The following is a 22,302-nucleotide window of genomic DNA, read 5'->3' on the forward strand; positions in this document are numbered from 1 at the left end:
AGCGGTCCCAGCAACCGAACAGTGGTACCCACTGGCGCACGGCGGCCCGTCGAGCATCCGGACGGGCGGCACCGGTTCATGCTACGACCGGGCTGATTCAGTGTCCACGATGTGACTACCCGAATTTTGGTTCGCGAGCGGCCGAAGCTGGGGACCTATTACCAGTTACAAAAACTTTCAGGAGATGGACCCACGTCAGAGAGTGGGTAGGCGGCTCTAGAGTGTCGGGATGAATGAGGAAACCGACACCGTGAGCGCACCGGTTCCAAAGCGGAGGAGGCGGCTTTGCCCGATCTGCCGCGCTGAGGCCTGGCCGATCGCCTGGGGGATGATCATGCCCGATGCACAAGCGGCAATGCCCAACACGGTGTTCGCGGGCTGCTGCCTCGAGATGCGTGAGCGGATCAATCCGAAATCCGGGGAACGTGAATTCGGGACGCCTACATGGGAGTGCCAGAGCGAGGTTTGCCGGCACCGGTGGTGGTGATACCCGCCGGCAGCGTCAAGGCGCCTGGAAGACCGGGACCGGACGCGCGTACGCAGTGTCAGCTTTCGCAGCCCCAGCCGTCGCCGTCACGGTCGAGATGGGTTCCATAACCGGGCTGGCTGATGTGGATGGGCGCCATCCCCGCAGCACGGACCGCGGCGCAGTTCGCGTAGGAGGCAGGTGCCGGCGCGGGAGCGGGTGCAACCGGCACCCCGACAACGGGTGCGGGTTCCGGCGCGGGCGTAACGGGGGTGGGAGCGGGCTGCTCGACGACGGGCGGTTGATTGGTTGGAGCGTCGATGTCGCTGCAGGACCCAAGGACGGACGCCATGGCGTCGTGTTCGGCCTGGGTGACCCACAAGCCGTAGGTCGCTTTCACTAAGATTTGCGTGGCGACGTAGGCGCACCGGAATGCCTTGTTTGGCGGCAGCCAGGTGGCGGCGTCGCCGTCGCCCTTCTGCTGGTTGGTGGGTCCGTCCGTCGCCTGGAGGTTCAAGGGGTCATTGGCAAACGCAATGCGCTGTTCGGCTGTGAGCTGCTGGGCGCCCTTCTGCCACGCGTCTGAAAGCGCGACGACGTGATCGATCTGCACCTGCGAGCTTGTGGCCTGGCCCCGGATGAACTGGATTGTGGTGCCCGTGTACGGGTCGTCGAGTACGCCCGACGCGACCTTGCAGGGGACACTGTTGGCGAAAACGATGTCGTGGAGCTGAAGCTGGAGCATGTCGTTCCGGGTATCACAGCCGTTACGGTCGACAGCCGCCCACGCGGTCCCAAATAGCTCCCGGTCGTAGCCGGTCTTCGGCGCACGGCCCTTGATGGGCAGGGTTTCCAAGAGCACCAGCGCCTTGGTTCCCGCGGCGGGCTGGCGCTGCGGTGCGTCGGTGTCCTGCACAGCGACGGCGGGGACTTCCTCAGTGTCGAGAGGGGCGACGTCGGGGGTTGGGCTTGGTTTGGGCGTCGATGCCTTGGCGGTGCTCGGGCGCGGAGTGGGTGTGGGCGACGGTGATGGCGTTTCCGTCGGTGCGCTGATGGCGGTCTTCTCGGCCGCTGCAGTTTTGTCCGACGCGTCGGCCGGAGGATTGAGGAGCAGACCAGCGGCGAAGGCCAGCACACTGACCGAAATGGTTATGCCGGCGGCCTTCCGATTTTGCAGGCGCAGCCAGGACGGTCTCCCGGAGGTCAGCGTGTAAATACCTGTCGCTAGGAAGACCAGCGCGATGCAGCCGAGGGCGCCGCCACCGAAGTTGCCCATTTCAGAGACGATGATTGAGAGGAGCACAATCGCCACGACAATCGCGGTGGACCGATTGATCTTGCGCCGTTTTGGTCCCTCCGGCGACTGACGCAAGGCAGAGTTATGCCCGGACGGTGTGCTCATGAAATTGTCCCCCAGCTGAAAAGCGAATGATCTGCGTCGTCATCCTACAACCGCAGGTGGCGGTCAGCGACCTGCCGACGGCGTGCTCAAAATCAATGACAGGATGACGTCGTGGGTGTGTTTCGCCTTACCGTCTCCACGGAATTCCGCCTCGATAACCCTAGAACCCGCAGTAATCGCGATTGCAGAGCTAAAGTAAAACTTTCCGAGCATGGACTTGTTGGAAAGCATGGCCACAGACTGAATCGATCGATACGGCACTGAGGTCACTGCAACGCGGTTCCCGACAAAACTCTTGTCCTGCAGGATCACCCGGAGGTTCGTAATTCCGATGAAGCCGGTGCCCACGCCAATGCAGTCGTATACCGCGATGATCTGCTCGCCTGGCAACAAGCCTTCATGAATCATCTGAAGCTGTTCCGGCCGGTCGTGAATAATCTGACTCATTGTTTCCCCCAACGTGATAGGCAGTTTGAGTCAGCATATGCGGTCGTTCCGACATAAGCGAAAACTCCGACTTGCTCGATCTCCGCCCGAATTCTTCCCCTAATGTCGGTAATCCGTGGTTGATTGGCTATTGCAACAGTCCGGGCTGTCTCTTCATGAGCTCAACCGGAGCACCTGGTTATATTTCACCGCGCGAGCGGGACATGGGGGAATGATGATTCGAAACGATGTGGCGTCACTATTGAAGCTAATTGACGAGGAACTGCCGCGCCAGAAATGGAAGCCATGGTCCGGTGGGTGGCCCGATCAGATCGAATCGGCCCTGATCGACGCCGTGTTGAGCATCCGTGCGAGCTATGGTTCTGAAGAGGCAGGCATTCCCGCTGCAGTGAAGCGTTACAAGGAGTTTGTCGATGAACATTCTCCCAACAGCCTTGCGAGGCTCGGCGACCACGCGCCGCGGGATCTTCAAGCTGTCCTTAATGGCCAGTTGACGAGCGGACGGACAAAGGCCTCGGCCATCGTGGAGGCGGCGAACAAGTTGGTGCAGGCAGGCGTGAGAACTGCGGCGGAGTTGGACCCACTAAACCACGACCAGAAGGCAGCGTACACCTCGGTCCATGGTCTTGGATCGGTTACCTGGGACTACTTGGGCATGCTTCTTGGGAAGCCTGGGGTGAAGGCGGATACGTGGATCGTGCGGCTGGTGTCGCGAGCGACTGGACGGAACGTTGGTTCCCCAGAAGCTCGAAATGTGGTCAAGGCCGCTGCGCGAGAACTGAAAGTCGGAGTCACTGAACTGGATCACGCACTGTGGTACCACGAGCGGACTCGCGAGGCTGCTTTGGACCACGAGGAGCCCTAAACCCGAAGCTGGCCCAAAGGCGCTTCAGCTCAAGATGTCCTTGGTGCTGAAGCGCCCATAGGCCAGTGCGCCAAACACGGCTATGTAGCCGCCTTGTAGCAGCGCATTGTCACCAAACGAGTTCCACACGATTGGCTCCCGCAGCAGGTCGGCAAAGCCCAGCCAGTAATGGGTGAACAGCCAAGGGTGCAGCCACTCAAGCTGCGGCAACGCGCCGAGGATCTGCGAGACGGCGGCCAGCGCCGCCGTAGCTGCCATGGCGCCGACCGGAACCGTGGTGAGCGTTGAGATAAACAGCCCGATGGCGCTCAACCCGAGCAGCGATAGCGTCACGTACAGCGCGAGCAGTAACAGGCGCACCGCGTACCCGCCGAAGCCGATCGTGGCCCCGGAGAGCAGCGTCACCGGCCCTATCGGAAACAGCAGGGCACCAATCAGTGCACCGACCCCCACGACGACGAGCGTCGCCACCAGGCAGAACAGTGCAGCTCCCGCGTACTTCACGAGCAGGAGCCGGACCCTCCCGGCCGGGGCTACAAGCAGGTAGCGCAATGTGCCGAGGTTGGCTTCACCGGCGATCGTGTCACCCGCGACGACACCAACGGTCAGGGGCAGGAACAGCGGGATCGAGACGGTCAGTGCGGTGAGCGAGACGAACAGCCCGTTCTGGGTGATGCTGGCGAGGAAGGCCGGCCCGCGCCCGGGGCTCGGCCCGTCTGAAAGGCGCACGACAACCGCAATGAGGATCGGAATCGCGGCCAGCGCGGCGAGCATCGCCCACGTTCGGCGGCGGCGGAACAGGACGGTGATCTCGGAGCGGAGCAGTGCCCGCCCGGCGAAGGGACGGACCCGGTCGGGCCCGGCGGGCGGAAGCGGATGCGGCGAGGGTGCGGAGTCAGCCGGCAACGTCGAACCCCTCTCCGGTCAGCGCCACGAAGCGTTCCTCAAGCGAGGCGCCGCTCACAGTGAAGCCGCGCACGCGGACATCGGCGAGCACCAGGGCGGCGTTGACGGCCTCCGGCTTGAGGTCGTCGGCGGTGAGCTCGGCCGTCACGACGTCGTCGCGCCCGTCGAGTTCCGGGGCGAGCCCCAGCCTGGCGAGCACCGTGCGCGCAGCACCCGGATCGGGGGTGAGGACCCGCACCCGGGCAGTGCCCTCCGCCCGCAGCTCGTCGAGCGTGCCCTGAGCCACGAGGCGGCCGGCGCTCATGACCGCGATCTCGGTGCACATCTGCTCCACCTCGGCCAGGAGGTGGCTTGAGACGAAGACGGTTGTGCCGCCGTCGGCCAGGGACCGGATGAGGCTGCGGACCTCTCGGGTGCCTTGCGGATCGAGGCCGTTGCTCGGTTCATCGAGGACGAGCAGGTCGCGCGGGGTGAGGAGCGCGTTGGCGATGCCGAGGCGCTGCTTCATGCCGAGCGAATAGGCGTGGGCCGGCTTGCGGGCGGCATGGCTGAGGCCCACCCTTTCCAGGGCGGCATCGACGCGCCGGTTGCGGGTGGAGGGGGAGGTGCGCCGGTCGGCGTCGTCGAACCGCTGCAGGTTCGCCCGCCCGGAGAGGAACGGGTAGATGGCAGGGCCCTCGACGAGGGCGCCGACGCGGGGGAGGACGTCGCGGGCCGCGTTGGGCATCACCCCGCCGAGCAGTTCGATCTCACCGCTCGAGGCGGAGGCGAGGCCGAGCAGCATGCGGATTGTTGTCGTCTTGCCCGAACCGTTCGGGCCGAGGAAGCCGAAGACGGAACCCTGCGGAACCCTCAGGCCGACGTCGTCGACCGCGCGCTGGTGGCCGAACGTCTTCGTGAGCCCCCGGGTCTCAATTGCGAGCCCGCCCCCCTGCGCGCTCACGGGCGCGCGGCGGACGGGAACGGACGACGTCGGCCGGTGCCCTGCCCCTGCGGCGCCGGTGGCGTCACTGCTGTGAGGCAGCGATCAGTTGGTCGGCACCGACTGCGCCTGCGAAGACCCGGCCGTCGTCGGTGATGAACACTGAGACGAGCGAGGTCTGCAGCACGCGTCCGCCATCCACCGGGGTGAAGGCCTGCTCCAGCAGCGCCTGTGCCTCGGCCGACTCTTCGGACCCGGGGCTCGCGCTGAACGCATCCGAAGCGGAACCGGCCGGCAGGGCGACGATGCTGCTCCACCCCTCGCCGATGACAGTGGGCTCGTCCTTGGCGGCGTCGGACTTTTGGGCCTTATGGTCCTGGTGCTCCTTGACCGGTACCTCGGTCACCGTTGCGCCGGGCGGGGGAGTGAACTCGAACAGGCTCTGCTCGGGGGCGCTGAAGTCGATGCTGGTGAAGGCGACCGAGAACGCCGGCTCGGCCTGGCCCTGCGCGGAGACGGTGAAGCTGAGGGGGACGCCGGTCTCGGAGTCGACGGCCAGCGATACGGCACCGACGAGGGTGTCTGCCGTGGCGGGCGTGAGGACCAGTTCGTACGCGGTGCGGCCGGCCACGCGGGCGTTGTCTCCCACGGTGACTTCGGTTGAAGGATCAATTGTGGAGAGGAACTTCTCGGCGAGGTCGGCGGGGGTACGCGGCGCATCGGCGGGGAGCTGCTTCAGCACCTCGCCGCGGTCCGGAAGCACAGCGTGAGTCGCTTCCTGGGCGCGGGAGTCGTAGAGCCAGACCTCGTCGTCATTGAGGATGGCGTCGCGCTGGGCGAGACGGTCCTGCACTTGGATGCGTGCCTTGTCGGGCCCGTCGATGTGGACCTGGGCGGTGTGCTCACCGGTGAGCAGTTCGAGGGCGGCCGAGGCGCCATCGGAGCTGCCGGCACTGGGCCCCATTGTCTGCAACTCGGGCAGGCCGAGCTCGGAGGACTGCTCGATCGTTCCGGAGAACGCGCTGTCGTAGCTGTCGGACACGAGCTCGAGCAGCTCCTGGGCGGACTTCTCCGGCAACTGGGGGCTCGCCTCAGCGAGGGTTGGCCCGACGGCGGCCGTTGTTACGATCACCGCCGGAACGATGCCAGCGGGGAGCCAACGGAGCCACTTCTTTGCCATGAGCTTGCCTTCCAACGGTGCTTTGCCCCCTTGCTCCATTAACGGTACTCCTGCTTGCTGGGAGGACGCAGGGTGTTTCGGGCGATCCTTTCCTGCCCGCACCGTATCCCTGCTTCTGCCGGCCCACAGTCACCGCCCGTGCAGGTGACAGATGATTTCAGGCGAGAGCCTCGATACCTCCCTCAGCGGAAAGAGACAGAGGCGTTGTCAGTGCCGCCGGTCGTAGCGTCGAACAGCGTTCCCGTGCGCGTGCACCAGCAGAGACCGTGCCTGCTCGGCTGTGGCGGCACCAGGGTTGAGGATGCTTACCCATGCCTGCGAACCGTAGACGGGATGCGGCAGGATGCGGTCCGGTGCTGTGAAGTCGAAGTCGGCCAGGTGCAGGGCATGATCTGTCGCGGGATGTCCGGTCAATAACTCATATTCCTTATTTCCCACCGAAATATTGAGCCGGAAAACGCCCGGTCGATTCAGGTTCGAGGCGGTATCGAAGCCTTCATAATCGCTCACGACAATCGTCGCGAAGGGGAAGCGCCTGTTGTCTGGAGTATCGCCGTCGGGGTCGTAGAAAAAGAAGGTATCGCCCCAAGCTGCCTCGGGTGCTCCGTTCTCTTTTCCGGCGGTGAGCGTCACGACGCCGGGCAGGTCTGAGACGAAGTCGATGATCTCGTTTTCCTCCACGCCATAATGCTTTCAAACGCCGGAACGCGGGTAAAGGACCACCCCGTGACCGATTGTGACGGGGCCTGTGGCGGAGGAGCGCTCCAATGCTGTTAGCTGTAGCCATAACCATCCCGAGTGGCCGAGAGACCTGGATCGACGACGCCACAGCAACCCTCTTCGTGTAGCTGCGAAGAACGGTGCTACTGCCAGGACCGATGGAGAAGCTACACGCTTTCGTTGGTCTGCCCCGCCGTGCTTCAGCACGTCCGCGGGCGGTCACTGGCTGTCCTGTTTGCCCTCCATCGGGCGATGATTCAGGAGCCCAGCGTGACAACAGCAAGCCACCGCACTTTCAGCAAGCGCAGCATTCTCAACACCCCCAGTTCCCCGAAGACCCTCCGCGCCCTCGCCCTGTTCGCAGCAGCCACGGGCCTCATCCTCACCACGAGCGGCTGCGGAGGATCGGCGGCGGCAAGCGAGGATGACACCTTCGTCTTCGCCACGGGCAAGGACATCTCCTGCCTCGATCCCCACGTCAACGGCGATATGCCTCAGGCCTCGATCGCGGCGAACTACCTCGACTCCCTGGTGTCCCAAGACGCCGAGGGAACCATCCACCCGTGGCTCGCCACGGACTGGTCGGTCTCGGACGACGGCCTCACCTACACCTTCACCGTGCGGGACGACGTCTACTTCACCGACGGCACGAAGCTCACTGCAGAGGCGGTCAAGGCCAACCTCGACCACATGGTCGATCCCGATACGCAGTCGGGAACGGCCGGCGGCTACCTCAAGCCCTACGTCGGCACCGAGGTCGTCGACGACACCACGGCGGTCGTCACCCTCAACCGCCCCTATGCGGCCTTCCTCGAAGTGCTCGCCCAGCCGTTCCTCGGCATCGAGTCACCTCAGGCGCTCAAACGCCCGCAGGCCGAGAACTGCAACGCACCGGTGGGCACGGGCCCGTACCGGATCGCCGATTACGTCCCGCAGTCCAAGGTCAGTCTCGTCCGCAACGAGAACTACAACTCGGCGCCGCCCTACGCGCAGCACCAGGGGCCGGCGCACATCGAAAAGATTGAATGGCGCATTGTCCCCGAGGACTCGACCCGCTACGGTCTCCTGCGCGCAGGCCAGGTTGACGCCCTCGACCTGATGCCCTCGGTCCACTTCGACGAGGCGAAGGCCGACTCAAACGTCGAACTGATCCTCCAGGACCGCCCCGGCAATCCGACGAACCTCATGCTCAACACCACCCGGGCGCCTTTCGACGACCTCAACGTGCGCAGGGCTTTCCTTCTGAGCACCTACGTCGATGCCGGCATCCGCAGCGTCTACTTCGGCACGGTGACCCGCGCCGGGGGACCGCTGAGCTCCACAACGGGCTTCTACTCTCCGGACTTCGAGAACGTCTACGATCCGGACCCCGACGAAGCGGCCCGCCTGCTCGACGAGGCAGGCTGGACCGAGCGCGACGACGAGGGCTACCGCGTGAAGGACGGCCAGCGCCTGAGTGTCCACTTCCCCTACACGCCCGGCGCCTGGCCCACCGCGCACCAGGCCCTCGTCACCCAGATCCAGGCAACCGCGAAGAAGGCCGGATTCGAGGTGCTGATCGAGAATGGCGACGGCGCGAGCGTCAGCGAACTCGGCAACAACTTCGACTACGACCTCCGGGCCGACTACTGGAACACCAACACGGCCGATGTCCTGCGCATCGTGTTCTCCTCCGAGTACACCGAGTCGGCGGGCTTCGTGCCGAACGGGTCGGGCTTCCGCAATCCGGAACTCGACGCGATCCTCAATGACGCCCTCGCCACGGACGACCCGGACGTGCGCAAGGACCTCTACTACGAGGCGCAGCGGATCATCAGCGCCAACGCCCTCCAGCTCCCGCTCTACAACCAGGCAAGCCAGGTGGCGCTCCGCAGCGACCGCTTCACCTCGCTCACCCTCGAACCGAGCCTCTCCCTTCCCTACCTCTACGACGTCACGGCGGTCGATTCAGAATGAGCACCTCCTCCCTCGATTCCCTCAGCGCAGCACCACGAACGACGGCGACGGCCGGTACGGCCGGCAGCGTCGTCCTCAAACGGGCCGCCGGCAGCCTCTTCGTCCTCTGGGCCGCCGTCACTCTCACCTTCTTCGTCCTCCGCCTCACCCCCGGGGACCCGATCACGGCGATCCTCGGCGGCGCGGGCTCGTCGCCGTCACCGGAAACGGTCGCCGCCGTGAAGGCGGAGTACGGGCTCGACCAGCCCGTCGTCGTCCAGTACTTCAGCTACCTTGGCGGGCTCCTCACCGGCAACTTTGGAGTCTCGTACATCTTCAAGGTTCCGGTTCTCGAAATCATCGGCCCGCAGATCCTTCCCACGCTTCAGCTCGCGGGCCTCGCCCTGGCCTTCGCGTGGGCCATCGCCCTCGCCTTCACCCTGCTGACAGTGGGCCGGGGGCGCACGCTCGACGGCGTGGGCCGCGCCGTCGAGGTGTTCTTCGCCTCGCTGCCCCAGTTCTGGGTGGGCATCATGCTCGCCGTTGTCTTCGCCGTCATCCTCGGCTGGTTCCCCGTCGCCGGCAACGACGGGTTCCGCTCACTGGTGCTGCCAGCGCTTTCACTGGCGGTTCCCCTCGCCGGGTTCATCGCCCAGGTCACCCGGTCCTCGTTCGAAGACGCCCTCGCCCAGCCGTTCATCCTGAGCGCGCGGGCCCGCGGCCTCAGCGACGCCGCCGTCCGGATCACCCACGCGCTGCGGCACGCGATCCTTCCCGGCCTCACCCTCTCAGCCTGGGCGGTCGGCTCGCTCGTGAGTTCCGCCGTGGTCGCCGAGATCATTTTTGCCCGCCCCGGGCTCGGCCGGTCGCTCGTTGACGCCATCGTGAACCGGGACCTGCCCGTCACCCTCGCCGTGGTGTTCATCATCGCCGCCGTCTACATCCTCGTGAACCTCGTGGTGGACCTCCTCTACCGCGTGGTCGACCCTCGCACGAACCCGAAGGGATTCCTAGCATGAGCCTCACCCTCGACCCCACAACGACGGCGGGCACCGGCTCCGGTGCTACCGCCCCTGCCGCTCCCGGCCGCTCGCGAACGGCACGCCTCGTGCGCGGCACGCCCATCGGCGTCTGGATCGCCGCAGCACTGCTGGCCTTCCTCGTGCTTGCCGCCGTCGCGCCGTCCCTCTTTCTGCGGCAGGATCCCTTCGCGATCGACCCCGCCAACGCCTTCCAGTCCCCGAGCGGCTCCCATGTCTTCGGGACCGACCAGAACGGCCGCGACGTCTTCTCCCGGGTCATCGCCGGCACTGGTCAGTCCCTGCTGCTCGGCCTCGCCGCCACGGCCATCGGGCTGATCCTCGGCGGCGCGCTCGGCATCACCGCGGGCGTCTCCGGCAAATGGCTCGATTCGGCGATCTGCCGCTTCGTCGAAGTGCTTTTCGCCTTCCCGGGCCTGCTCCTGGCCCTGATCGTGATCGCCGTTTCGGGAACCGGGGTCGTCACGGCGGCCCTCGCCGTGGGCATCGGTACCGCCCCCGGCTATGCGCGGATGCTGCGCACCCAGACCCTCCAGGTGGTGGCCGCCCCCTACGTTGAGACAGCCCTTTCCCTCGGCCGGTCGCGCTCGCACATCCTGTGGCACACCATCGTCCCAAACGTGGCGCGTCCGCTGTTCGTGCTCGTGACCCTCGGCATCGGTCAGGCCATCGTCTGGGCGTCATCGCTCAGCTTCCTCGGCCTCGGTGCCCAGCCGCCGGCCGCCGAATGGGGTGCGATGCTCGCTGACGGCCGCAACTACCTCCAGGTTGCCTGGTGGATCGCAGCCTTCCCGGGCATCTTCATCACCCTAGCCGCACTCACCACAACCGTTGCGGGCCACCACCTGCAGCGCCGACTCGAAGCAGAGGTCTGAGCATGTCGAATTCCCCAACCCCAACCCAGCAGCCGCTCCTTGCCATCGACAACCTCAATGTCTCCTTCTCCACCCCGCGCGGGACGGTCGACGTCGTGAAGGACGTCTCCCTTGCCCTCGCGCCGGGACAGGCGCTCGCCCTCGTCGGCGAGTCGGGCTCCGGCAAGACCGTCACGGCACGCACGCTCGTCGGCCTCAACGCCTCCAATGCGCGGGTTTCGGCCGGCCGCCTCGAGGTCCTCGGCCGCGACGCCGCCCGCCTCTCCGAACGGCAGTGGCGCGGGCTGCGCGGCAAGGACATCGGCTATGTCCTGCAGGACGCCCTCGTCTCCCTCGACCCCCTCCGCACGGTGGGCCAGGAGATCGACGAGGCGCTGCGCGCCCACGGCGTCCGCGGCAAGGCCGAACGCCAGGAGCGGGTTCATGCCGCCCTGCGCGGCGCCGGCATTCCGGACCCCGAGGTCCGCGCGCGGCAGCGCTCGGGCGAGCTCTCGGGCGGCCTGCGCCAGCGGGCCCTCATCGCCCAGGCGACAGTGTTGAACCCCCGGCTCGTGATCGCCGATGAGCCAACGACGGCGCTTGATGCAACGGTCCAGGCGCAGATCCTCGAGCTGCTGGCAGGGCTCAAGGAGCAGGGCAGGGGCCTGATCTTCATCTCGCACGACCTCGCCGTCGTCAGCCACCTCGCCGACGAGATCGCCGTCATGCAGCACGGGCGGATCGTCGAGTCGGGCCGTGCGTCGGAGGTCCTCGGCAACCCACGACACGAATACACGCGCCAGCTCATCGACGCCGTCCCGTCGGCGGCCGCCAAGGGGACCCGGTTGTCCTCGGTGCCGCGCGTGACGGTCACCGCGCGTCCGCCCCGGCACTCGGCAGTCTCCCCGAAGGCTCCGGCCCTCGAGGCCCGTAACCTCGTCAAGACCTACGCCTCACCGGGCGGGGACCGGCGCACCGTCGTCGACGACGTCTCCTTTACCCTTCCGGCGGGTAAGACCCTTGGCATCGTCGGTGAATCCGGGTCGGGCAAGTCGACAACTGCACGCATCGCACTGGGGCTGACCGAGCCCGACGCCGGAATCGTCACCCTCGGCGGCCTGCCGTGGGTGGGCCACCCCGGCGGAAGCGGGATCGTCACCGAAGCCCTGCGGCGCCCGCACCGGCCCGACATCCAGCTGGTGAACCAGGACCCGCTGAGTTCGTTCGACCCCCGGTTCAGCGTGGAGCGCGTGATCACCGACGCCCTCGACGCGGGCTCCGTCGGGACGCCGGGGGAGCGCACCGAGCGTGCGGCCGAACTCCTCGGCCAGGTGGGGCTGCCGCTGGATCTCATCCACCGCAGCCCGCTCACGCTCTCCGGCGGGCAGCGCCAGCGCGTCGCGATCGCCCGGGCCCTCGCCCTGCAGCCCCGCGTGCTGCTGCTCGATGAACCGGTGTCGGCCCTCGACGTCTCCATCCAGGCTCAGGTGCTCGACCTCCTCGCGGACCTGCAGGAACAGCTCGCGCTCAGCTACCTCTTCATCAGCCACGACCTCGGCGTCATCCACCACGTGAGCGACGACGTCCTCGTCCTCAAGGACGGCCGCGTGGTTGAGTCCGGGACTGCGGCGTCGCTGTTCGCCGGGCCCACAACGGAGTACGCGCGGGCCCTGCTGGCCGCCGTCCCCGACATGCCCGACCGCGCCGCCCCCGCCGCGTCACGGGCGGGAGGTGCAGCATGAGCCGCGAAATCCACTTCAACGGGTTCGAAATGAACACCGTCAGCCACATCAACCACGGCCTCTGGCGGCACCCGGAGAACCGGCGCCACGAGTACACCGACATCGAGTACTGGACCGACACCGCGAAGCTCCTGGAGCGTGGGCTGTTCGATGCAGTCTTCCTCGCGGACGTGGTGGGCACCTACGACGTGTACGGCGGGAGCCGCGCTCCCGCCGTCGAACGCGGACTGCAGGTGCCCAACAACGACCCGTTCCTCCTCGTGCCCGCCATGGCCGCGGTGACGACCCATTTGGGGTTCGCCGTGACGTTCTCGACGACGTACGAGCCGCCCTTCGGCAATGCCCGGCGCTTCAGCACCCTCGACCACCTCACCAAGGGACGCGTCGCCTGGAACGTCGTCACCGGATACCTGCCCGACGCCGCACGGAACTTCGGGCTCCCCGCCCACCTCCGGCACGACGACCGGTACGACATCGCCGAGGAATACCTCGAGGTCTCCTACAAGCTCTGGGAAGGCTCCTGGGACGCCGACGCCCTCGTGCGCGACCGCGCCCGCGGCGTCTACACCGAGCCGGCCGGAGTGCGCGAGATCGGGCACTCCGGAAAGTACTTCACGGTCGACGGCCCGCACCTGTCCGAGCCGTCCCTGCAGCGGACGCCAGTGATCTACCAGGCGGGCTCTTCGGGCCGCGGGAAGGACTTCGCCGCACGGCACGCAGAAGCCGTCTTCGTCAGTTCACAGACAGTTGCACGGGTGGCCGACGACGTCGCCGACCTGCGGACCCGCGCAGAAGCCGCCGGCCGCGGACGCGACGCCGTGAAGGTCCTGACCTCGCTGAACATCGTGCTCGGCGAGACCGAGGCGGAGGTGGCCCGGAAGGTCGAGGAGGTGGTGCGGCTGCGCGACGTCGTCGGGCACCTCGTTCACTTCGGTGGGGGATCGGGCATCGACCTCAAATCCGCCGAGACGGAGGCCTACCTCGAGTACGTGGGCCGCGACCACTCACAGTCCTTCGAAGCCGAGTTCACCACAGGGCCCAACCGGAAGAAGGCGTACGAGATCATCGACACCTTCTCCGACCCGCGCAGGAGCGACTTCTTCATTGCAGGAACGCCCGAACAGGTGGCCGACCGGATCGAGGAGATCGTTGACCTCACCGATGTGGACGGCTTCAACATCGTGCAGTTCCTCTCGCCCGGAACCTTCACCGACATCGTTGAGCTGCTGGTGCCGGAACTGCAGAAGCGCGGCCGCTACCGCAGGTCGTACACCGAATCGACACTGCGCGAGCGGCTGTTCCCCGGCAACGGGCCGCTGCTGCCGCCCACCCATCCCGGTTCGGCGTACCGCAGCGCCCTTTCGAGGCAGGGGGCCGGCGCGTGACCACCCCTGCAACGACAACTTTGACAACGACGATCTTCCAAGGAGTCAGCCGATGACCACCGAAACACTTCACGCCACGCCTGCCCAGGGCGCACCTGCCACCTACGCCGCCCTGGCCGCCCGCTTCCGTCTCCTCTTCGAGGAGATCGCCGCCGGGGCGGCCGAGCGGGAAACCGACCGCATCCTCCTGCACCGCCAGGTGCGCCAGCTCGCTGACACCGGGTTCACGTCGCTGCGGGTCCCGGTCAAATACGGCGGCGGAGGAGTTTCAGCACCTCAGTTCTTCCGGCTGCTGATCGAGCTCGCCGCGGCGGAGTCGAACCTCGCCCAGGCCCTGCGCTGCCACGTCGCGTTCGTCGAGGACCGGCTGTACGCGGACGACGCCGGGTGGCTGCGGCGCGTCGCCGGCGGGGCGGTGCTCGGCAACGCGTGGACCGAGACCGGTCCGGTCGCCGTCGGCGGCGTGAGTACCACGATCACGCGCGACGGCGAGAACTACCGGGTCAATGGAACCAAGTACTACACAACGGGGAGCCTTTACGCCGACTGGATCCAGACCGGTGCGCGCACGCCCGACGGGGTCGACGTGATCGCCCTGGTGCGGCGCGATGCGCCCGGCGTCGAAGTGATCGACGACTGGGACGGGTTCGGGCAGCGGCTGACGGCGAGCGGCACCTCGGTATTCCGCGACGTCGTCGTTCCGGCAGCCGACGTGATCACCGAAACCGAGCACCCGCCGTACAACACCGGCGTCTACCAGCTCATCCACGTTGCGACGCTCGCCGGTATCGCCCGGGCGGCCGTCAACGACGTCGCTTCCGAGGTGCGCGGCCGGACCCGCACGTTCAGCCACGGCAACGGCACACGACCCAGCGAAGACATCCAGGTGCAGCAAGTTGTGGGGGAAGTCTCGGCGCTCGCGTTCGCGTCCGAGGCTGCTGCGCTGCGGGTGGCTGAGCTGGTGCAGGAGGCCTGCGAAGCGCATGGGAACCTGCCGCCCGAGGAGGCGAACGCCGCCGCCGTCGCCGTGGAATTCGCTTCCTCGCAGGCGCAGATCGTCGTCACCGAGCAGGTGCAGCGCGCCGCGACGACGATCTTCAACGCACTCGGAGCCTCCTCCACGCGGAAGGGCCTCCAGCTGGACCGCCACTGGCGCAACGCGCGAACCATCTCCTCCCACAACCCCGTGATCTACAAGGCGCGGATCGTCGGCGACTGGGAGATCAACGGAACAGTGCCCGAGTTCCTCTGGCGGTCGGGGGAGGCAGCGGATCGTTCCCTCGGGAAGGGTAAGGCGGTATAGGCTCTTCTGGGCTTCGTGCGAGGTTCCGCACGTACAAGCTCAAGGGGACGAGTGCAAAGCCTTAACTTCACCGCGATCGATTTCGAGACGGCCAACAGCAAGCGCGGGTCGGTCTGCGCGGTCGGGCTCACCAAGGTCCGGGCCGGGGTGGTCACCGAGTCACTCAGCTGGCTTGTTCGGCCCCCGGCCGGGACCGGGAACTTCGATCCAAGGAACATTTCGGTTCATGGAATCCGCCCGAAGGACGTTACCGGCGCCGACTCATGGGAAACGTCGCTGGAGCGGATCCTGAGCTTCCTGGGCTCTGACGTGCTCATTGCGCACAACGCCTCGTTCGACCGCTCGGTGTTCCGGGGCGCCTGTGCGGAGACGGGCCTCGAGGTGCCCGACGTCCAGTTCCACTGCTCGCTGGACCTGGCGCGGCGCCGGCTGGACCTCGAGGTGAACCGGCTGCCGCAGGTGGCGGAAGCGCTGGGGCTGAGCAGCTTCAACCACCACGACGCCGGCAGCGACGCCGAGACGTGCGCCAACGCCGTGCTGGCCATCGCCCGTAGGGACGGCCTCCACACCCTCGACCTGCTGTGGCCGGCCAAGGCGCCGAAGTCCACGGGCTCGCACCGCTACCGCAGCGAGCCCGCGCTGGCGGAGCTTCCCCAGCCGAACCCCGACGCCGATCCCACGCATCCGCTGTTCGGCCAGGTTGTGGTCTTCACCGGAGAGCTCCTGACCGTCGACCGCCCCGATGCCATGGCTCGAATCGCCGAGCGCGGGGCGGCCAACGCCAAGAACATCACGAAGAAGACAACGATGCTCGTGATTGGGCGGCAGGACCCTCGAACCGCCCGGGTTGTCATCAGCACCGACAGCGGCAAGGAACGCAAGGCGCTTCAGTACATCGAGGCGGGCCAGTCGATTCAGGCCGTCAGCGAGAAGCAGCTTCTCGCGTGGCTGGCTCCTGCGACAAGCGCCGGGCCGGTTCTACCGGCTGCATTACAGGCACCAGCAGCGCGGCCGGCGGCCGTTGAGGCCCCCGCCGTGCAGCCGGCAATTGAGACGCCCGCAGCCGGTGCGGACAGTGCGCCGCTTGAGTTCGTCACCGCCGGCATCCTGAAACTGCTGGGAAGCTTTCGGCGCACGCGGTAACGGCCGCACCGCCGCCGCCCACGCCGCGGAGGTGTCCTTAGCGCGTGACCCTGCGGCGGCCGGACATGCTCTCTGCAACGCCGATGAGCAGGACGGCGGCGATGACCGAGACGATGAAGCCGAAGACGTTAAGTTCGAAAATGCTTCCCGTGCCGAGGAAACTTGCGATGCTGCCGCCGATGATCGAGCCGACGAGGCCCAGCAGCAGGGTGGCGAGAAGGCCGAGGTTCTGCTTGCCCGGCTTCACGAGGCGGGCGAGGGCTCCAATGATGAGCCCGGCAACGATGAATCCAATCATGGTGTTCTCCTTTTGGGGTATTGCTCGGTGTCCGCGCTCCGGGTGGCTGCGGCAGAGCAGTCCTTCGATCCTACTGACCGGTAGGCGGCAGCCGCACCCCAAGAGTTGGGTTGACAGGCAGGGCCGGAACTGGGAACACCGGGGTGTGCCGGGCGGCTGCGGCGAAGGCTTACGTTATGCTTCTTCCCATGCAATCGGGTCTCATCTACCTCATCGGTCCGTCTGGTCACCCTAATTTCGGTGACGAGTTTATTGCCGCGTCCTGGCTCAAATACCTGGCCACAGCCCGGCCCGACGACGAAGTCTGGCTCGACTGCCCCCAGCCCGGCACGGCGCAGGTGCTCTTCGCCGGCCTGCACCCCAAGCTCCGCATCACCAACACCCTGTGGCGGCTCGCCCACGAGAACGAAAACCGGCCGGCCGAAGAGGCGGCTGAGATCATTACGGCCCGTGTCACCGGTTTGGGCTCGCCGAACTACGACGTGGGCCTGCTCAAGCTGCGCGAGGCGGAGTCCCTCCACCTCATCGGCGGTGGCTTCCTCAATGACGTCTGGCCGCACCACGCCGGGCTCATCCACGCGATGCGTGCGGTCCGTGATGTGACCGGCGCGCGGCTCTACGCCACCGGACAGGGCCTGCTGCCCGTCTTCAGCGCGGGCACCCTTGATGCTGGAATGTTCGATGGCTTCACCTCCGCCACGGCCCGCGACGATGCCGGCGCGGCCGCCTACGGGATCCCGCGCGGCCTCGACGACGCCTTCCTCGGCGTCACGGCCGAAATCGAACGGACCGGCGACGCCGACGGCCTCTACGTCTGCATCCAGAACGACACAGTCGACCCCGAGCGGTTCGACGCCGCCGTCGAGATCGCCCGGCGTGAAGTCAAGCAGGCGCTCGGAGAAGGCCGCAAGGTCTACTACCTTGAGGCGATTCCCGGAACCGACCGTGCTGCGTACGACCACCTCGCCGACCTGATCCCCGAGGAGCACTTCCTTCCGTTCTCCCACATCTGGGTCCACGGACTTCCGCTTTCGGCCAACCAGACCTGGGTCACAAGCCGCTTCCACTTCCACCTCCTGGCCGCCGCGGCGGGCGCCCGCGGCATCGGCGTCGGCATGAAGGAGGGCTACTACGACATCAAGCACCAGTCACTGACGGCGCTGGGCAGCGGGTGGAACCTCACGCTCGACGCGGAGGCTCCCGCGATGCCCGACGAGCGCGGATACCTTGGCTACAACCTGCCCGAGCTCGTGGCCGAGAAGGCCGCCGAAGCCCAGCGGATCTATCCCGCTGCGGCAGGCAACCCGGCATCGACTCCCGGAGGGACCCGCTTCCTCGGGGGAGTGCTGGGTGCCACCTTCCGGAACAAGGTGGCACGCTAAAGCCCGTCCCTCCGCGTGCCTGCCTCCCTGCCTGATCTCCTCCACCTGGGCCAGCTGGTCCTTTTCCTCCTCCTCGCGTTCTACCTTCCAGGCACGCTGGCCCTGCTTCCGCTGCGGATCGGCTGGCCCTCGGCGCTTGCACTCGGGCCCGCGGTCACAGTGCTTCTGCTCACCCTCGGCACCCTGGTCCTTGCCGCGGCTGGCATACCGTGGACCGCAGCCACGGCGGGAATCTTCGTTGCCGTCTGCGTGGCCGCAGTGTGGCTGGCGGGGCGGTGGGTACGGCTCGACCAGCCGCTGCTTCAGCGCACGACGGCGGCCACCGGTTTCGCAGTCGGGGCCGGGATCGTTGTCGGTTCCGGCCTGACCACCCTCGCCCTCCTGCGGGGAATGGGCAGCATTGGAACAGCCTCACAGGGCTGGGACCCGATCTTCCACTCCAACGCCCTGCAATGGATTCGGGACACCGGCGAGGCAACCCCCTTCAGCCTCACACCCATCTTCGGCGGCGGACGGCCGTCCTTCTACCCGGCAGGCTGGCACAGCCTCGTTGCCCTGTATCCCGGGAACCTCGTCGAGGCAGCGAACGCCTCGGCCCTGGTGATCGGCGGGATTCTCTGGCCGGCCGGTCTGGCGTTCCTCGCCTCTGTGGTGCTGCCGCGCGTCCCAGCGGCGTGGGCGCTCACCCCGGTCCTTGCCGCGTCCTTCGTCAGCTACCCGTTCTCCCAGCTGCTGCGCAGCGGCCAGTGGCCCAACGGGCTGGCCACGGCGCTTGCTCCGGCCGCCCTCGCGGTGATCCTGCTGCTCTTTCGACGGACGGCCGGTGCTGAGCCGCGGAGCCGGAGGGACGTGCTTCTGCTCGTCCTGATCGCGGGCGCAGTGGTGGCGGGATGCGCCGCGGCCCACCCAAGTGTTGTCTTCGCACTTGCCGCCGCAGCGCTTCCTTTTGCCCTAGCCGCCGGAGGCCCGCTGTACCTGCGGGCGCTCCGAGGCAACCGGCGGCGGACGCTTGCCGCAACGGGGGCAGGGGTCGTCGTCGTGGTTGCTGGAGGCCTCCTGCTGGGTTCCTCCCGGGTTCTTGCCCGGGTGCTGGCATACCCGCGGACGGTCCGGGCCGAGATACCCGACTCGCTTGCCCTCGCTTTCTTCGATCTGCCCCGGTTCCCGGCGCTCGTGCCGCCGACGCCGGAGAACTTCAACCTTGCCGTCGGCGTGTCGGTGATCCTCGGGGCGCTCGCGGCGGTTGTATTCCGCAGGGGGTGGCCGCTGGCCGTTGCCTGGCTGATCTTCGTGGCGCTCTACGTGCTTGCCGCCGGTCCGGAGAGCCCGCTGCGATGGCTGACTGGGGTCTGGTACAAGGACACGCAACGGATTGCTCCCTTCATCGCGATGACCGGCAGCATCCTCGCGGCGCTGGCGGTGGCCCTCATCGCGCGGGCGGTTGCGGCGGCGGTATCCCGGGCCTGGTTGCAGCGGAAAAATGCGCCGCCGAAGGGTGCCGCGCCGGACCGCAGGGAAACCACGGTGACCGCCGTCGTCGCCGTGGTCGTCGTTGCCGCTGTGTATTTCGGCTCGTCGAACTTCCGCTCGGCCGACCGCGTGGCGGTTGCCGCCCAGAACTACACGGCCGCGGAGCAGCCCGGCAACGGCAACCTATCGCGCGGGGAGCAGGAGTTCATCACCCGGGCGGGCGTGCTGCTGCCGGAGGACGCCGTCGTGATCGGCGACCCGTTCAACGGCGAAACCTTTTTCTATTCGCTCACCGGCCGGCAGGTGGTGTACCCACAGCTGGGTTCGGCGGCAGGGACGAGCGCCGCGAAGGCGCTCCTGCGCACGGCGTTCAACCGGCTGCACGAGGATGAGACCGTCTGCGCGGCTATCCGGGAGGTCGGAGCAACGCACTTCTACCAGGACCAGCCGGGCGGATCACATGGCAGCACAAGCCTCGAGGACTGGCCCGGGTTCTACGATGTGCCGACCGGCACCGGATTCCGGCCCGTCCACTCCGACGGGACCCGGACGCTCTTCGAAATCACAGCCTGCGCCTAGGTGCCGGCAAGCGGCGCGGGGGGCCCAGGTTGCCCGTGCCCGCGGCACTCGGAATACTTGATAGGGCAAATTGTCGAGCCTCCGGTGCACGGAAGACGGTGACCGCCGATGGACAGCAGAGCAGCCCGCGAATATGAGCGCAGGATGCAGCGCGTGGCCGAGTACCGAGCGGCCCGGGAATCCGGGGACCCCGAGGCGTACCTCGCCCAGCGGCGGAAGGCCGAGGCGGAGGACGAGCGGGGGCGCCCGGTCTCGGACGATGAGGCACTCGCCCGCCGGGCGCGCCGCAAGGACGGCGCCGCCCGCGCCGACTACCTCGTGCGCGAGGCCATGGCCCGCGGCGACTGGGACAACCTGGAGTACGCGGGTAAGCCGATTCCGGGGCTGGGGGAGGCCCATGACCCCGACTGGTGGGTCAAGGGCCTGATTCAGCGCGAGAACCTCACCGGGCTCGGGCCGAAGGCGATCCTGCTGCGGACCGAGGACGCCAAACTCGACGGCCGCCTCGACCGTCTCTACACCGAGAAGCAGGTCCGCGACCTCGTCGAGGATTTCAACACCCGCGTGATCGACGCCCGCAGGCAGCTCCTCGGGGGACCGCCGGTGATCACGAAGACCCGTGACGTCGACAGCGAGGTGCAGCGCTGGCGCGAACGCCGCACGGCCAAGGCAGCCGAGGCCCCGCCGGAGGAGCCCCCGTTGCAGGACAAGCGCTCCTGGTGGCAGCGGGTGTGGAAGGGGACGGGCTGAGCGGCTTCCTGGCCGTCTCGAAGGGGGCATGCCCGGCCACTTCGGCCCACTGGTTGTGACCGATCGGTGGGCATATCCGGATATGCCCACTGACGGGGGCTGGTCGGAGGGCAGGAGTGGCCAGAATGGAAGCAACGCGTCAGACGCTGCCGAGGAAGTCCTGCAGGATCCGCTGACCGGTGACCACGCCGTGGACCGGAACCCGCTCGTTGATACCGTGCACACCGTCCGGCGTCCTGCCCTCAGGGTCTGCGCCCTGCGGCGAAAAGCCGTAGCAGGCGATGCCCAGCGGAGTGAATGCCTTCGCGTCGGTCCCGCCGCCCATGCACCGCGGAACAACGACGGCGGCGGGGTCGTGCCGCTGCAGCGCCGCCCGCATCGCATCGAACCAGGGGGAATCGACAGGCGCCTGCACCGGGCCCTGGTGGGAGAGGAAAACCCGCGTGATCCGCTCGCCCAGCAGGCCATCGAGCACTGCGAGGGTCTCTTCCTCGGTGCCCGGCAGGCAGCGGACGTCGAGCTCGGCTGAAGCGGTTCCCGGAATCACATTGACCTTGTACCCGGCGGTGAGCACCGTCGGCGTGGCCGAGCACCGGATGGTCGTCCGCGCCACGGCGCCCGCGTCACCCATCCGCACCACCGCGGCTTCAACGCCCTCGTCGGTGGTGAGGTCGGCCGGAAAGCCCAGGGCTGCACACGTCTGCTCGAGGTAGGCCCGCACCGTGGGAGTGAGAACGATCGGCCACGCGTACTCGGTGACCCGGTGCAGTGCCCGGAGCAGGTGGGTGACCGCGTTGTCGGCGTTCGGGCGCGAGCCGTGTCCCGAGGTCCCGGTGGTGGTGATCCGCATGTGCATCGTGCCGCGCTCAGCGGCCGCCACCGGGTAGAGCCGCACCTCCTCGCCGGACTCCGAGGTCAGGAAGGTCGGCACTCCGCCCGACTCGCCGATTGCCGCCTCCACCCCGGCGAACAGTTCCGGGTGTTCGGCCACCAGCCAGAGCCCGCCGTAGTCGCCCTTGTCCTCCTCGTCGGCAACAAAGGCGACCACGACGTCGCGCTGCGGGCCGGTGCCGTCCGCTGCCCACTGGAGGAGGGTGGCCAGGGTCATCGCGACCATGTCCTTCATGTCGCTTGCGCCCCGGCCCCAGATGTAGCCGTCACGGATCTCCCCGGCAAACGGGTCGAGGTTCCACTGCTCCGGTTCGGCCGGCACGACGTCGAGGTGCGCGTGAACGAGGATCCCGGGAAGGGTTCGGTCCGCTCCGGGGACGCGTACGACGACCGAGGCGCGCTCCGGCGTCGGCCCAAGGAGCTGCGGCTCATACCCGGCATTGACCAACAGGGAGGAGATGAACTCGGCGGCACCGCGCTCGCCCTCGCTCTTGCCCTCACCGTAATTGCTCGTATCGAAGCGGATGAGGGCGGCGCACAGTTCCGCCGTATCGATTCCTGCCATCAGTTCCTCCGGGAGATCGGTATGGGGTCGGAAAAGCCTAAACCACGACTGTATCGC

The 22,302-nt window shown here is 67.3% G+C and carries 20 protein-coding genes and 1 riboswitch; of the genes, 12 read left to right on the forward strand and 8 right to left on the reverse strand.

All coding sequences use genetic code 11. The features are described 5' to 3' along the window. Positions 1 to 229: 229 nt before the first annotated feature. Positions 230 to 487, forward strand: a complete 258-nt coding sequence (locus tag AC4D2R_RS04435) for a hypothetical protein (RefSeq protein ID WP_490937894.1) — start codon at positions 230 to 232, stop codon at positions 485 to 487. Positions 488 to 545: 58 nt separating this feature from the next. Here the strand turns inward: AC4D2R_RS04435 and AC4D2R_RS04440 are convergent, their stop codons facing one another. Then, positions 546 to 1,778 (reverse strand): GmrSD restriction endonuclease domain-containing protein, encoded by a 1,233-nt coding sequence (locus AC4D2R_RS04440; protein ID WP_490937896.1) that lies wholly within the window; start codon positions 1,776 to 1,778, stop codon positions 546 to 548. Between the two features lie 153 nt (positions 1,779 to 1,931). After that, complete coding sequence (locus AC4D2R_RS04445) at positions 1,932 to 2,315, reverse strand: PH domain-containing protein (RefSeq protein WP_490937898.1); 384 nt, start codon at positions 2,313 to 2,315, stop codon at positions 1,932 to 1,934. A gap of 211 nt (positions 2,316 to 2,526) precedes the next feature. Between AC4D2R_RS04445 and AC4D2R_RS04450 the strand changes: the two genes are divergently transcribed. After that, on the forward strand, positions 2,527 to 3,180 hold the full coding sequence (locus AC4D2R_RS04450) for a DUF8548 family protein (RefSeq protein ID WP_490937901.1): 654 nt from the start codon (positions 2,527 to 2,529) through the stop codon (positions 3,178 to 3,180). 24 nt (positions 3,181 to 3,204) lie between these two features. On the opposite strand, the gene AC4D2R_RS04455 is transcribed toward AC4D2R_RS04450, so the two are convergent. The 4 genes from AC4D2R_RS04455 to AC4D2R_RS04470 all read right to left on the reverse strand — a co-directional run bounded on the left by AC4D2R_RS04455 (position 3,205) and on the right by AC4D2R_RS04470 (position 6,869). Beyond that, positions 3,205 to 4,086 (reverse strand): ABC transporter permease, encoded by an 882-nt coding sequence (locus AC4D2R_RS04455; protein ID WP_490937903.1) that lies wholly within the window; start codon positions 4,084 to 4,086, stop codon positions 3,205 to 3,207. Beyond that, positions 4,076 to 5,029 (reverse strand): ABC transporter ATP-binding protein, encoded by a 954-nt coding sequence (locus AC4D2R_RS04460; RefSeq protein ID WP_490937905.1) that lies wholly within the window; start codon positions 5,027 to 5,029, stop codon positions 4,076 to 4,078. The genes AC4D2R_RS04455 and AC4D2R_RS04460 overlap by 11 nt, the downstream gene beginning before the upstream one ends. 64 nt (positions 5,030 to 5,093) lie before the next feature. Further along, positions 5,094 to 6,188 carry a LolA family protein gene (locus tag AC4D2R_RS04465; protein WP_490937907.1) on the reverse strand — a complete coding sequence of 365 codons (1,095 nt, stop codon included), beginning with the start codon at positions 6,186 to 6,188 and terminating at the stop codon, positions 5,094 to 5,096. 207 nt (positions 6,189 to 6,395) lie between these two features. Further along, positions 6,396 to 6,869: a DUF6194 family protein gene (locus tag AC4D2R_RS04470; RefSeq protein ID WP_490937910.1), complete on the reverse strand. Its 474-nt coding sequence runs from the start codon at positions 6,867 to 6,869 to the stop codon at positions 6,396 to 6,398. A 105-nt stretch (positions 6,870 to 6,974) separates the two neighbouring features. After that, a riboswitch (SAM riboswitch) is annotated at positions 6,975 to 7,073 on the forward strand. Between the two features lie 105 nt (positions 7,074 to 7,178). Between AC4D2R_RS04470 and AC4D2R_RS04475 the strand changes: the two genes are divergently transcribed. The 7 genes from AC4D2R_RS04475 to AC4D2R_RS04505 are packed head-to-tail and all read left to right on the forward strand — an operon-like array spanning position 7,179 to position 16,310. Further along, a complete protein-coding gene (locus tag AC4D2R_RS04475) occupies positions 7,179 to 8,864 on the forward strand; it encodes an ABC transporter substrate-binding protein (RefSeq protein WP_490937913.1) in 1,686 nt (561 codons plus the stop codon). Further along, the gene (locus tag AC4D2R_RS04480) at positions 8,861 to 9,862 is read left to right on the forward strand and encodes an ABC transporter permease (RefSeq protein WP_490937915.1); all 1,002 of its coding nucleotides are present in this window, start codon (positions 8,861 to 8,863) and stop codon (positions 9,860 to 9,862) included. Before AC4D2R_RS04475 ends, AC4D2R_RS04480 begins: the two co-directional genes overlap by 4 nt. Continuing rightward, the gene (locus tag AC4D2R_RS04485; RefSeq protein WP_490937919.1) at positions 9,859 to 10,758 is read left to right on the forward strand and encodes an ABC transporter permease; all 900 of its coding nucleotides are present in this window, start codon (positions 9,859 to 9,861) and stop codon (positions 10,756 to 10,758) included. The genes AC4D2R_RS04480 and AC4D2R_RS04485 overlap by 4 nt, the downstream gene beginning before the upstream one ends. 2 nt (positions 10,759 to 10,760) lie before the next feature. After that, positions 10,761 to 12,479: a dipeptide ABC transporter ATP-binding protein gene (locus AC4D2R_RS04490; RefSeq protein ID WP_490937921.1), complete on the forward strand. Its 1,719-nt coding sequence runs from the start codon at positions 10,761 to 10,763 to the stop codon at positions 12,477 to 12,479. Further along, a complete protein-coding gene (locus AC4D2R_RS04495; RefSeq protein WP_490937923.1) occupies positions 12,476 to 13,864 on the forward strand; it encodes an LLM class flavin-dependent oxidoreductase in 1,389 nt (462 codons plus the stop codon). The genes AC4D2R_RS04490 and AC4D2R_RS04495 overlap by 4 nt, the downstream gene beginning before the upstream one ends. A gap of 52 nt (positions 13,865 to 13,916) precedes the next feature. Next, complete coding sequence (locus AC4D2R_RS04500; protein ID WP_490937925.1) at positions 13,917 to 15,167, forward strand: acyl-CoA dehydrogenase family protein; 1,251 nt, start codon at positions 13,917 to 13,919, stop codon at positions 15,165 to 15,167. A gap of 51 nt (positions 15,168 to 15,218) precedes the next feature. Then, the gene (locus tag AC4D2R_RS04505; protein WP_490937926.1) at positions 15,219 to 16,310 is read left to right on the forward strand and encodes an exonuclease domain-containing protein; all 1,092 of its coding nucleotides are present in this window, start codon (positions 15,219 to 15,221) and stop codon (positions 16,308 to 16,310) included. Positions 16,311 to 16,347: 37 nt separating this feature from the next. Here the strand turns inward: AC4D2R_RS04505 and AC4D2R_RS04510 are convergent, their stop codons facing one another. Further along, positions 16,348 to 16,608 (reverse strand): GlsB/YeaQ/YmgE family stress response membrane protein, encoded by a 261-nt coding sequence (locus tag AC4D2R_RS04510; protein ID WP_490937927.1) that lies wholly within the window; start codon positions 16,606 to 16,608, stop codon positions 16,348 to 16,350. A gap of 188 nt (positions 16,609 to 16,796) precedes the next feature. Between AC4D2R_RS04510 and AC4D2R_RS04515 the strand changes: the two genes are divergently transcribed. The 3 genes from AC4D2R_RS04515 to AC4D2R_RS04525 all read left to right on the forward strand — a co-directional run bounded on the left by AC4D2R_RS04515 (position 16,797) and on the right by AC4D2R_RS04525 (position 20,789). Next, the gene (locus AC4D2R_RS04515; RefSeq protein WP_490937929.1) at positions 16,797 to 17,990 is read left to right on the forward strand and encodes a polysaccharide pyruvyl transferase family protein; all 1,194 of its coding nucleotides are present in this window, start codon (positions 16,797 to 16,799) and stop codon (positions 17,988 to 17,990) included. 15 nt (positions 17,991 to 18,005) lie between these two features. After that, positions 18,006 to 20,039, forward strand: a complete 2,034-nt coding sequence (locus AC4D2R_RS04520) for a DUF6541 family protein (protein ID WP_490937931.1) — start codon at positions 18,006 to 18,008, stop codon at positions 20,037 to 20,039. A gap of 108 nt (positions 20,040 to 20,147) precedes the next feature. Next, positions 20,148 to 20,789 (forward strand): DnaJ family domain-containing protein, encoded by a 642-nt coding sequence (locus tag AC4D2R_RS04525; RefSeq protein ID WP_490937933.1) that lies wholly within the window; start codon positions 20,148 to 20,150, stop codon positions 20,787 to 20,789. Positions 20,790 to 20,928: 139 nt separating this feature from the next. Here AC4D2R_RS04525 and AC4D2R_RS04530 read toward each other — a convergent pair whose 3' ends face one another. Continuing rightward, positions 20,929 to 22,245, reverse strand: a complete 1,317-nt coding sequence (locus tag AC4D2R_RS04530; RefSeq protein ID WP_490937935.1) for a M20/M25/M40 family metallo-hydrolase — start codon at positions 22,243 to 22,245, stop codon at positions 20,929 to 20,931. Positions 22,246 to 22,302 lie beyond the last annotated feature (57 nt).

Source organism: Arthrobacter sp. TJ-217 (assembly GCF_058269255.1).